Source organism: Jeongeupia sp. USM3 (genome assembly GCF_001808185.1).
In the GTDB taxonomy this organism is placed as follows: Bacteria; Pseudomonadota; Gammaproteobacteria; order Burkholderiales; family Chitinibacteraceae; genus Jeongeupia.
The window spans coordinates 1,159,746-1,172,034 of the sequence record NZ_CP017668.1; the positions used below are offsets into that span (position 1 = coordinate 1,159,746).

The 12,289-nt window shown below is 64.1% G+C and carries 9 protein-coding genes; all 9 read right to left on the bottom strand.

The features are described from left to right. Positions 1–30: 30 nt before the first annotated feature. Genes BJP62_RS05335 through BJP62_RS05375 form a run of 9 tightly spaced genes read right to left on the bottom strand, consistent with a single transcriptional unit; the run spans position 31 to position 12,209 of the window. Entirely contained in the window at positions 31–822 is a 792-nt protein-coding gene (locus BJP62_RS05335; RefSeq protein ID WP_070527471.1) for a DUF4123 domain-containing protein, read from the bottom strand. Further along, the gene (locus BJP62_RS05340) at positions 823–3,453 is read right to left on the bottom strand and encodes a type VI secretion system Vgr family protein (RefSeq protein WP_070527475.1); all 2,631 of its coding nucleotides are present in this window, start codon (positions 3,451–3,453) and stop codon (positions 823–825) included. A gap of 4 nt (positions 3,454–3,457) precedes the next feature. Next, a complete protein-coding gene (locus BJP62_RS05345; protein WP_083300722.1) occupies positions 3,458–3,961 on the bottom strand; it encodes an OmpA family protein in 504 nt (167 codons plus the stop codon). Between the two features lie 23 nt (positions 3,962–3,984). Then, a complete protein-coding gene (locus BJP62_RS05350; RefSeq protein ID WP_070527481.1) occupies positions 3,985–4,482 on the bottom strand; it encodes a type VI secretion system tube protein Hcp in 498 nt (165 codons plus the stop codon). A 46-nt stretch (positions 4,483–4,528) separates the two neighbouring features. After that, complete coding sequence (gene tssC, locus BJP62_RS05355) at positions 4,529–6,007, bottom strand: type VI secretion system contractile sheath large subunit (RefSeq protein ID WP_070527484.1); 1,479 nt, start codon at positions 6,005–6,007, stop codon at positions 4,529–4,531. Between the two features lie 16 nt (positions 6,008–6,023). Then, complete coding sequence (gene tssB, locus BJP62_RS05360) at positions 6,024–6,533, bottom strand: type VI secretion system contractile sheath small subunit (RefSeq protein ID WP_070527487.1); 510 nt, start codon at positions 6,531–6,533, stop codon at positions 6,024–6,026. 54 nt (positions 6,534–6,587) lie between these two features. Beyond that, a complete protein-coding gene (tagF, locus tag BJP62_RS05365) occupies positions 6,588–7,604 on the bottom strand; it encodes a type VI secretion system-associated protein TagF (protein ID WP_070527490.1) in 1,017 nt (338 codons plus the stop codon). 8 nt (positions 7,605–7,612) lie between these two features. Then, entirely contained in the window at positions 7,613–11,362 is a 3,750-nt protein-coding gene (gene tssM / locus BJP62_RS05370; protein WP_070527493.1) for a type VI secretion system membrane subunit TssM, read from the bottom strand. A 34-nt stretch (positions 11,363–11,396) separates the two neighbouring features. Then, positions 11,397–12,209: a M15 family metallopeptidase gene (locus BJP62_RS05375; protein WP_236943669.1), complete on the bottom strand. Its 813-nt coding sequence runs from the start codon at positions 12,207–12,209 to the stop codon at positions 11,397–11,399. Between the last annotated feature and the right edge of the window lie 80 nt (positions 12,210–12,289).

Genomic DNA, 12,289 nt, shown 5'->3' on the forward strand with positions numbered 1-12,289 from the left:
GAAAACAGCAGCAATGCCACCGCGCAGATTTCAATGCAGGCCCACTTGCTGACGCAAGAAAACCAGCCTTGGCGCCTGTGACCACATTTCCATTTTGTCCGCCTCGATTTGTGCATTCACTAGCTTACGCATTAGTTCTTCTTGAGTCGTCACCCCGCAATCACCGGGAACAATCAGATCCGATTGTCGCCAGAGCTCGGCTTGGTGCCAGGCAGACAGCATATCGATTTGTTCCTGATCCAACGAAATTGGCCCATCAGCGATGGACTCTGGAATTGGTGCATGCGCCGACGCCAGCATCATGGAGTCTCCGTCACGATCGATCCAGTGCCATTCATATGCAGCAGAATGCAGAACAGCCTGTTGCTTCGGGGTCAGCACGGTAGACACAACCGGAAAAAGCCATGGATTACAAAATCGCAGCACACCCTGCTTTTTTCCGCCTTCCCATTGCACCTGAGAATGAAATTTCAAATACTCAAGCAGCTGGGTAAAATGCCAATCCGACATCAACACCAGCAACCGTGATTGCTGATGAACCCGTTCGAACAATCGGACCAATGCAGGAGATGGCCCATTGGATATCACCGGAATCCGGAATAGTACGGCGCCTTCTGATGCCGCTTCTGCATGCTGCGTGTCGGCCAGTAACTCCCCCATCAGCACATCTGCTTGCAGCCCCTTTTTCCAGCTTGAATCCAAGCCAGCCTGATCAAGTACGATATGCACATGCGCCAAGTCTAGAGCGACCGCGTGCTGCCACAGCGCGGCAACCCAAGACTCCGGAGTTACGGATGAACTGAGCAGACTTGCTTTCATCATTTAACCGCTCACCAAAGGATTGCCTTCGTTGAAGGCATTCTGCATGCAGGTTTTACACACTGAGTTGGGAAATTGTGGCAAAGGTGGATTCATGCTGGCTGGCCCCTCCAAGCTATGACTGGCGCCTTTGACATCGATCTTGCCCGGCGCATGGATTTCGATGTTGCCGCCCTTGATCCGGATATAGGCACCACCCGAGGTCAGCAGAATTTCCTGCTTGGCGTTCCAGTTGACGTTCTGGTTGGCCGTCTGCTGAATATCCTTGGCTGCGTTAATATCAATACTGTCGCTCTGCGCCTGCACCTGCACTTTGCCCTTGGCCGCGATCAGTTTCAGCGCGATCTGGTCCTTCATCCCGGCAACGAACAGGCTGATGTGTTCGCCGACGTTGTGCAGCCAGCGTCTTCCTGAAGTCTGCTGGGTGTCGCGCTGGGCGATCAGGTCGAGGTTGCTGCCGGCGGCGATGGCCTGGCTTTGCGGGGTGGTCTGGGCGAGGCCGGCCGGGGCGCTAACGACGATCAGCGGCTGTTGGCCCGGTTGGTCGCCCTTGCCGTCTTTTGACGTGTTCGTGCCATTGGCCCAGCTCTTCAGCGCTTCCTTCAGGTGGTGCAGGTGACCCTGCTGGGTCTTGGCGGCCTTGGCGTTGTCCTTGATGGTTTCGGGGCCGGTTTCGACGGTGTCGGCAAGCTGGTGGGTGGCGACGTCGCCGAGGCTGCTGGCGAGCTCGAACGCGGCGTCGAGCTGCGATTGGGCTTGTGACCGGTCGAGCTGGTTGCCGCCGGCGCCGTTGGCGGCCTCAGAAGTGATCAGCAGGCCTTGGCCAGCGCGGATCGCGCCGTGCCGGTCGGTCCGGAGTTCGAAGCCTTCGCCGCGCGGCGTGCCCTTGCCGTCGCTTCTGGGGTGGATCAAAAAGCCCTGGTTGAGCTGGGTCTTGCCGTGTTCGCTCGATAGCTTGGTGCGGACTTCGCCCTGGGTGTCGTCGAACAGCAGTTCGCCGTACTGACCGCCGCCGTGTTCCTTGGTCTTGATGCCGGAGAGGGTCTTGTTGGCCGGGAGTGAGCCGGCACCGCTGAACGCCGGCACCGGGTGGCTGCCGTTGTAGACGACGCCGGTGACCAGCGGCCGGTCGATGTCGCCTTCGAGGAAGTCGACCAGTACTTCCTGACCGACCCGGGGAATGAACTGGTGACCCCAGCCAGCACCGGCCGAGGGCATGGCGACGCGCAGCCAGCAGGAGGACTTGTCGTCGAGGCTGGCGCCGTACTCGGGGTGTTCCTGCGTCCGTTGCCAGTGGAACTGCACCTTGATGCGGCCGAGTTCGTCGGTGTGGACCTCGGTTTGGCTTGAATCGGCGGAAGCGCCTTGCACCGGGCCGACCACCGTCGCGGTCTGCACGCCGCGGCTGGTCGGTTTGCTGTGCGGTGCATAGTCCGGCGTCAGCGGGATGCCGCGGCGCTGGGCGTCGAACTGTACGTCAAACGGTGCAGGTTCGGTGCAGCCGGATCGCTTTGGGCTTTGCAGCGACGGCAACAGCCGGGTCAGCTCGTCCGGCAAGTTGTTGTTGGCGGTGAAGCGCAAACCGGTGACGGTAAATTCGCGGTCTTCCGGTGCGTCGAAATCGTGCGCCGGGTGGTCAAGCAGCGTGAACCACTGACCGGGCTCCAGGCTGCGTACCGTGGCTTCGCCACTGAAGCCCTTCTTGTTCAGGTCGTGCACTTGCTGACGCAACTGGGCGTAGCGGCCCAAGTCTTCGCTGTCGCTGGCGTAGTAGAGGGTTTGCGGGTCGTAGTCTTCGAGACTGACTTCAGCCGATTTACCGGTGCCTTGGTCTACACCACTCGAACCCGCCACCTCGCCAGTCCGGGTCGGCTTGTAGTCGAAGCTGGCGAGGCTGGCCTGAGCGGGGCCGAGCCGGCGATTGCTGCTCCAGCCGGTAATCGTGTCGTCTGCCTCGGTCGCGTCGGCGCGGTGGAAGCGGACCCGGGCCTGCGCCAGCTGAGGCAGCGCATAGGCATCGTCGAACAGCGTGAACACGCTCTGCGGCTCGTCACCGTCCTGGTGGGCAAAGCGGTAGGCGATGCCCTCCTCGGCCAGCAGCCGCTGGATGAAGTCGAGGTCGGACTCGCGGTACTGCAGGCAATACGAACGTGACGGATAGGCCTGCGACAGCGCCGATTCGAGGCGCTGGCCACGGGCGAACACCGGGTTGTTCGCCTGATGTTCGGCGACGATCATCTTGACGATGTCCGGCACGCTGAGGTCCTGGAAGACCCGGCTGGTGCGACGGTGCCGCAGCAACGCCAGCGGCGGTTCGATCGTCAGCTGGTAGCGGGCGAAGCCGCCGTCGGAACCGAGCGACTCGGCGGCCGTAACCATGCCACAACGCACCACCTCGCCGCCATCCGCATCCAGCAGCCCCAGCCTCGCCGGTTGGCCGAGCAGGGTCTTGAGTTCGATCCCGGTATCGGGCGACAGGCAGGTCACACCGTAGCGGAAACAGCGCGAAACAGCTTCGTCGCCGATCGCCGTTTGCGGCAGCAACTGCGCGCGCCCTTCGCCGAGCTGCAGCGTCAGCAGACGCCGTTCTTGCGAGAACGCCGAGGCGAAGGCGGCGAGCAGTTGGTCGAGCATGCCGTTATGCCGGGAAGTCGATCTTGGCGGCGTGACGCGGCTCGTCGGTCACATACTTCACCTTGATCTTCTTGGCCGATACACCGAGGGTCACCAGTTCCTTCTTGGTGTTGTTGGCACGCGCCAGCGCCGCGGCCTTGGCATTGCCGATTTCCTTGCGGTTGCAATAGCCGGTAATCGTGATGCTCTTGGCCGTCGCCGCCTGGGCCAGCAGCAGTTTGACTTGCGCTTGCGCCTGATCGTCGAGCTTGACGCTCTGGGTCGAGAAGGTCAGCAGCGAAGGATCTGCGACATTGGTCGCGGCATCCTTGGCCGTCGCAACGGCCTTGTTCTTGGCCGCGTCGGTGGCGCTGTTCGCCGCCGAGTTCGCAGCCGATTTGCCCCACGCACCGGCGGCTTCTTTGGCCGGCGGATTTTGCGTGCAGGCGGACAACAGGATGGCGGCGATCAGTACAGCCAGGCGAGACATAAAACCTCCAGAAAACAAAAAGAGAAAACGGCCCGCCATTGCGGCGGGCCTTGCGATGCCGCTTAGGCGATCGTCTTGTTCGCGGTCAGATCCCAGCCGGCACTGACGTTGCCGCCGCCCGAGCCGTCTTCACGCTTCTGCTGGGTGTAGGTCCACTTGATCTTGCCGTAGCTGAAGCTGACCTTTTCCTGCGGGAAGCCGTTGTCGTTGGCCGAACCGGTCGGCTCGACCTTGGAGATCAGCACCTGCTCGAGCTTGACTTCCATGTACTTGACCTTGTCGCCGCCGGCACGGCACAGCTCGATGGTCACTTCCTTGATGTGCTTGCCGGTGCAGCACGCTTCGTAGATCTTCGGGCTGGCCTTGTCGAGGAAGTGCTCGATCTCGTACACGCCGTGGTTGACGCGCTCTGCGGTCGCACCGCCGGCCGAGCTGGCGGTGGCTTGCGCCGGCTGCTCGATCTTGTGGGCGAACGACTGGATCTCGATCCAGTCCTTGTGCTTGTCGTCGGTGCTCTCGCCGGGGATGCCGTCGATTTTCAGAAAGGCGTCGAATGCCATTTAATAACTCTCCTGGTAGATAGAGGTGAAGTACTCGGCAATCCGCTCAGCGCGCTGCTTTGGGCAGTTCGGCAACGAGACGGAGCGAGATCGTGAGTTCGTCGAGCTGGAAGTGCGGGCGCAGGAAAGCGGCGGCGCGATACACGCCCGGCTTGCCCGGCACCTCGACCACATCCACGCGGGCTTCGCGCAACGGATACTTCGACTTGGCTTCCTGCGAAGCCGAATCGTCGAGCAGCACGTACTGCGCCAGCCAGGTATTGAGGAAGTCCTGCACGTTCTGCCGCGAAGCAAAACTGCCGATCTTGTCGCGCATGATCGACTTCATGTAGTGCGCGATCCGCGACACGGCGAAGATGTACGGCAGCTGCGTCGACAGCCGCGCGTTGGCGTTGGCCGAATCGGTGTTGTAGGTCTTGGCCTTCTGCACCGACTGGCCGCTGAAGAACGCCGCGTAGTCGGTGTTCTTGCAGTGGACCAGCGAAATGAAGCCGAGGTCGGACAGCACCTTCTCGGTCCGGTCGGTGATCGCGACTTCGGTCGGGCACTTCAGCGCCACTTCGCCGTCGTCGGTATTGAAGGTATGCGCCGGCAGGCCTTCGACCAGACCACCGCCTTCGACACCGCGGATCGCGGCCAGCCAGCCGAACTGCGCGAAGGCATCGGTCAGCCGGGCGGCGTAGCTGTAGACCGCGTTGGTCCACAGGTACTTGCTGTGGTCGGTGCCGTCGACGTTCTCTTCGAAATCGAAGTCCTCGACCGGCACGGTGTCACGGCCATAAGGCATGCGGCCGAGCACATGCGGCAGCACCATGCCGACGTAACGCGAGTCTTCCGACTCACGGAACGATTTCCACTTGGCGTATTCGACCGTATCGAAGATCTTGGCCAGATCGCGCGGCTTGCCGATGTCGGCGAAGGTTTCCAGGCCGAACAGCCCCGGGTTTGCGGCGGTGATCAGCGGCGCATGCGCCGAGGCGGCAACGTGCGACAGCTCGTCGAGCAGGTAGAAATCTTCCGGATGGCGGCCGAACTCGTAGTCACCGACCAGGCCGGCGTACGGCGCACCGCCGAAGGTGCCGTACTCCTCTTCGTAGATCTTCTTGAACAGCGCACTCTGGTCGAACTCCGGCGAAGCCTTGAAGTCCTTGACCAGGTCCTTCTTTGACACGTTCAGCACCTTGATCTTGAGCTGGGTGCTGGTTTCGGATTCGGCAATCAGGTACTTCAGGCCGCGCCACGATGCTTCGAGCTTCTGGAAGCTCTCGTGGTGCATGATCTCGTTCAGCTGTTCGGACAGCACGCCGTCGATTTCGGCGATGCGTGCGTCGATGCTCGCGGCCAGATCCTTCGACAGGGTCACGGTACCGGCGAGCACCTGTTCGACGAGTTCGCCGATCAAATCGCGCGTGTAACCCTTCTCGTGTTCATTGGTCGCGACCCGGCTCTGGTCGATGATGGTGTCGAGCAGGCTCGACGCTTCGGCGACGGCCGCGCCGCCCTGGGATTGCAGTTCAGTTTGCATGCTGATGGCTCCGGGCTCAGGCGTTCGGGTCTTGCGGGCGGCTCTGGCTGATCTCGCGCAGCTTGTCGGTATCGCGGACGATGTCGTCGAGCAGCGCTTCGAGCTTGTCGTTGCTGACGAGCTTGTTCTTCAGGTCTGCCAGGCGCTTGCGGGCCTCGAGCAGCTTGGCCAGCGGCTCGACCTGCTCGACGACCTTCTGCGGTTCGAAGTCGGCGAGTTCGTTGAAGTTGAGCTCGACACCGAGCTGGCTGCCGTCGTCGGCGAGCTTGTTGTCGACACGGTACGCAAGGCGCGGCGCCATGCCCTTGAGCACGTCGTCGAAGTTGTCGCGGTCGATCTGGACGAACTTGCGCTCCTTGAGCTTGGGCAGCGGCTCCTTGCTCTGGCCCGAGTAGTCGCCGAGCACGCCGAGCACGAACGGCAGCTCCTTGGTTTCGATTGCATCGCCGACTTCGACGTCGTAAGTGATCTGCACCCGCGGCGGGCGAACACGCGACAGCTTCTTCTGTGTACTTTCCTTTCCCATTTTCCTCACCAACCCCGGTTGAATTTGCAAAAAATTAATTCAAACATAACAAAACTAAAATTTACAAGTAAGTTTCAAAACAATGTCACGCAATGCGTCAAGCTTGAGCGCCGGATCGGCCAGTTGACGGCCGACGATGTAGGCCGCCTCGGCATAGGCCTGATGCCTGGCCCACGGCGCCTCGCTCTCGGCGGCATCGAGCACCGTCATCGGCGCCGGCGGCAGCCCCCAGAGCAGCGCCAGCGACTTGTCGGTGAAGCGCGACGGCGAGATCGCCAGATAGCGGCGGCCCTGCTGGGTCACCGTCAGGTAGTGCGGATCGAGCCCCGCGTGCCCGCCGGTCGCGGCCTGGTACAGCGCCAGCCAGGTCGCCAGCCCCAGCGTCTCCTCGCCCGGGCCGTCCGGCAGCGGCAGCAGGATCGCCTGGCGCGGCGCGCTGCCGTCGTAGCGGCGGACGAAGTCACCGTGAAACGCGAAAGCCAGCAGCGTGGCTTCGAGCGATGCGCCGCCGCTTGCCTGCAAGCGAGCGTCGAGCACGCTGGCCGGCGTCTGCCGCAGATGGCGCTCGAGCACCTGGCCGGCCAGATCGATGTCGGCGCCGGCGCGGCTGTTCAGGGCGAGCTGGGCTTCGAGGAACTGCTTGCACGCGAGCATCTCGACCGAGTTGTCGACGGCATTGGCGAGCTGGTCGCGCAGGCCGGCAAAGAACAGCTCGTTGGCGAGCACCAGCAAGGAGAGGTTCTGCGCCCCCTGATCGAAGGGCACGATCGCGCCGGCGACCAGCGGGTAACAGCGCCCGGCCCCGTCGCGGCTCGGCTGCAGCACGCCGAAGAACACCGAGCGGCGATCCGCCGAAACATAGAAGAACTCGCTGGCCTCGGCCGCCATGTAGCGGTCCTGCCAGTCGGGGTTCGCGCTGGCCCAGGTCAGGCTCGCCGCCAGTTGCTGATCGAACTCGATCGCCACCGGATGCGAGGCATTGACCCGGACGAAATCGGCGCGGCTGGGCAGCTTGCCGAAAATTGCGTACTGCGGCGCAACCACCGGGTTGCGCATAAACGTGATGGCCATCGTTGTCCTTACTGGGTAATCCGTTCCGGCAGGCTGAGCTTGCGCAGGCTGGAGAGCTGCAGCGGGTTCGGACCGCTGACCATCCGGTAGTTGACGCGAACGGTATCGGCGTCGCCGGCGGCGCCCTTGCGGATGCTCCAGCTCAGCGTGCCGCTGTTGCTGTCGGCGCGCTCGACCTGCGCCTGGCTCAGGAGCTTGGTCCAGCCCATCCGGCCCTGCTGGTTGGCGACGACCGCGCTGGCGCCGTTGAACGCGACGACCTGGATGCGTGCGCCCTGCCCGGCCCCCGGGTTCGGCCAGTTGAAGCTCTGCCACGGCTGCGGGCCGTTGCGGTAGCGCAGGGTCTGGCCGTCGATCTCGATGACGATCTCCGACAGCCCCGGCGTCGGCACCGGCTGCAGCTCGAACTTGGCGTCCGAACCGTCCTGCGTCAGCGTCGCACCGGCGTCACCGAGGCGGCTGGCACCGGACAGGAAGGCCGGCTGGAAGCGGATCCCCAGGTTGGCCCAGGTCCGCGGCACCAGCGCATCGCCCTTCTTCAGCACCAGGCCGTTCAGGTACTTGTCGACGAACTTGTCGAGCGTGCCGTCGTTCGGCTTGACGAACTTGGCGATGTCGCCGAGCGGCGCTTCGGTCTGGCTGTCGGTGAACGGGTACTTCGACGACAGCGTCTTCCACTGCGCGTACACCTCCTTGTCCCACGCCTGGTTCAGGTCGCGTTCGACCGGCGGCAGCAGCACCGCATAGGTCTGGATCAGCGGGCGCACCAGCAGCGGCCGGACCACGTCGCGCGTTTCGGCGTCGGCGCTGCCGAGCATGGTGTTGTCGACGTACTGCAGCGTGTCGGCCAGCTCGGAACCGCTGCCGTTCAGCGTTGCCTGCACCAGTTGCCGCGCGCTGCCGCCCTGGTCGTCGTTGCCGGCGATCTGAACCAGCTTGCCCTTGAGCTTGCCGAGCTGCTCGAGGTAGGCATTGATCGGCGCCGGCGAGCCTTCGTTCAGCCGCGCCACCGCGACGAACTGGCCGCCGACCTCGCCCTTCTGCCCCGGCTGGGCCGCCTTGGGCTGGCCGCTGCCGCTGATCAGCGACGTCGTTTTTTCCAGCACCGACTGCTTGGCATTCTCGAGCTTGTTGCTCAGCTCGGACGGGTTGTCCCACGCAGTCTCGAACGCCGCACGGACGATGATCAGCTTGATCGGCGACGTCTGCGGATCGGCCAGGCGGGTGATCCCGGCTGCGGCCTGGTTGACGTCGGCAAACTCGCTGACGGCCACGCCCTGGAGGAACTTCTTCCACTCGCGCGCATAGTCGGCGCGGTACAGCGCCTCGAGCTCGGTGCGGTTCTTCTCGATGTCGCCGTCCTGACCGAGGTTGTCCTGCAGCGACGCCGCCAGCACCCAGTCGTCGCTCTTGATCTCGCCGCGGCTCGCCTCGGCGATCGCCTCGCGCATGTACTTGTCCCACGCCTCGCGGGTAAACGCCCCCGGCACCATGTGGCTGCCGGCAATGACGTCGCCATCCTTGCCGCCGAGGATGCGGCCGACGGTCAGCGGCTGGAAGCGGGTGTTACCGCGCGCCTTGAGCTCGTTGTAGACGCGTTCTTTCGCCGACAGCCGGCGCAGCGAGCTGCGCAGGATCTCGCGCGAGTTCTGGACGGTTGCCGCATTGTTGTCGATGGTCGGCAGGTCGGGCGCCTTGATCTGCGACACGTAGAAAGCGACGATGCGTTCGGCCAGCGGGTTGATTTCCTCGAGCGCACGGTTGCTGCGCTGCTGCTCGAGCCACGGCCGCCAGTAGCGCGGCAGCTGGTCGGACAGGTGCGCCTCGTCCATCCGGTTCTTGTCGTGCAGCATCAGATAGGTCTTGAGCGCGTTGTAACCCTGCTCGAGCTTGACCTCGCCCTGCGGCGCGGCGGCGACGGCCGAAGCCGCGGTCGCGCGCTGCAGCGGTGTTGCCATGCCCAGATTGATCACCGGCAGGCCCGGCTTCCTGATCACCGGCTTCTTGACCGGTGCGCGCGGCGCCGGCTCGGGCTTGGCCGCGGGTTCGGGCTTCGGCGCCGCCTCGACCGGTTTCGGCGCTTCCGGTGCCGGCGCGGCAACCTTCAGATTGACCAGCGCCGTTTCAAGATTGGCCTTGACCGGCGCCAGCATCAGCTTGCGCACGCCGTCGAAGTAGTCGCTGCGCAGCGCCGTCTCGATTTCGGCGCCGCGGTACAGCCCCATGCCGATCTGCCACGGGTGGCCTTCGAGACGGTAACGCTGCAGCGTTTCGATCCGCTTTTGCAGCAGGTCGAGCGCCTTGAGCCGGTCGTAGACCTGGCCGGTCGCGCTCAGCCTGGCGGCCTGCGCGCGTTCGTCGATCGCGGCGGTGATCAGCTTCTGGTTGCCGATGTACGACCATGTCAGGCCGCCAGCGATCACTGCCAGCACCGACAGGCCGGCGACGAGGCCGGCCAGCCGCCAGCGGCTGCCGCTCGGCCGGGTCTGCCGGGTGATCAGGTGCTGGTCCGGAAACACGACATCGCGGAACAGGTCGCGCAGGAAGTAGCTGTACGACGCCGGCGACTGCCGCGTCTCGAAGCCCGGCTGCGACAGATCGAACTGGCCCGCGACACGCGCGGCCGCAGCGATGCGCGGTACGCCTTCCTGCAGCGCACTGGAGAAATAGAAGCCGCGCAGCAGCGGCTTGGCGTGGTACGGGTCGTCCTCGTGCAGCAGCGTCACGAAGCGGCAGACCGACTCCTTCAGCGCATGGAACTCGACCGGGAAGGCGAAATACGCCGGCTTGGCGTTCGGGCCGCGGTGCTGCAGCAGCTTCTCGTCCCCCAGCTGCGACAGGCCGCGATACAGCAATTCGAACTGCTGGCCGACGACGTGGCCGATGTTGAAGCCGGCGCCCTGGTCATGGGTCAGCGTCGCCCCCCAGACCCGGTTGCGCTCGTCCTCGCCGGCATCCTCGAAGAACGCGCCGAAGCCGCCCAGCAGGTCGACCTTGGTGAAGACCAGGTAGATCGGCACCTGCAGGCCGAACACGTCCTCGATCTCGTGGATCCGCTCGCGGATCTGCCGCGCGTAGATCGCGAAGCCCTCGGACTTGTGCTGCGCCAGCTCAGGCAGGCTGATCGCGACCAGGATGCCGTTGACCGGCGCCTTGCTCCGATGCTTCTTCAAGAGTTTGAGAAACTCGAGCCATTCGGCACGATCCTCGCTCTGCGTCGCATAGCGGCCGGCGGTATCGAGCAGCACGCCCTCGGTCGCGAAGAACCAGTCGCAGTTGCGCGTCCCGCCGACGCCCTGGATGCCGGCCTTGTCGCTGAACGGAAAGGTCAGGCCCGACTGCAGGATCGCCGTACTCTTGCCGGCGGCAGGGTGGCCGATGATCATGTACCAAGGCAGCTCGTACAGCGCCGCGTTGCCGCGCGCCTTGCCGATGCGCGAGCTCTTCAGCGTGTCGATCGCGCCGAGCATGCGCTGGCGCAGCAGGTTGACCTCGGCGCGCTTGTCGGCGCTGGCGCCCATCACCGCGTCATCGGCCTGGCGCTGGAGCATCTTCTCGATGAGCCCGCCGGCACGATTGGCCACCATCTGGCCGATCAGCAGCGTCAGCACCCACAGCAGCATCACTGCAAAGATCCAGCCGAAGCGCGTCTCGGCTGACGTCAGGCCGAAAAACGGCCCGATGAACCAGATCAGCGCGATCAGGATCAGAAAGCCGACGGCCGATGCGACCTTGGCGTTTTTCATCCAGCGTTTCATTGTTCTACAACCTCTTGGCTTTCAATTCGGAAGTTCAGCGCTTGGCGCGGGTCAGCGATGCGATCGAACCGGGGACTTCGATATGGCCGTAGTCCTTGAAGCTCCAGCGTCCGCCCCAGGTCAGTTGTGCGGCTTCGGCCTCTTCGCCGAGCGCGGTATATGCCTGCATCGCCCATGGGTCGCGCTCGGAAATCACGATCTTGCCGCCGCGCATCGGCGCCAGATCGACGGCCATGCCGTACTGGTGTTTGCTCTGCCCGCCCCTGGCTTTGGTCACCAGGTTCTCCTGCCCGGCCAGTGCATCCTGGCGCTCGGGGCTGCGGTAACCCTCGAGCAGGGCCAGCGGATAACCGCGCGCCTCCATCCGTGCCATCAGCGCCAGCACACGCTGGACGAAAGCCGGATCGAGCTGGCTCCAGTCACGGTTGGCGCCCGCCAGCGACGGCCGCTCGCTGTTGACGAACAGTGACGGCGGCAACGGCGGCGGCGGCACGAGCTTTTCCTCGCTCAAGGCGAGCTGGATGTTGTGCTGCAGCGCGTATTGCTGCTGGCCGAAATCGCCGAGCACGTGCCGACCGCTCAGGCGCAGCGTCAGCAGCACGACCAGTGCGACGAGAAGTACCGAGGCCAGCAACGGCCACCCGCCACGCCAGCGGGAAGCCGGTGACGCCGCGCCACCCGCGGCCTGGGCAATGGCCGCAGGCGGCACGGGTACTGCGGCCCGCACCGGGGCCGGCATCTCGGCCGCGGGCGGCACGGCGCTGCCGTAAAAGAAGCGCCAACCGACCCAGGCCAGCCCGGCCAGCAGCAACAGCAATATGCCAAGCAGCAGCAATGGCTCGGTCATCGCCGCCATCCGTCAGGTAATGAACGGTTATATAAGAGTTTTCTGAATGTCATTAATAAGCTGAAATGGAAAAACACAAA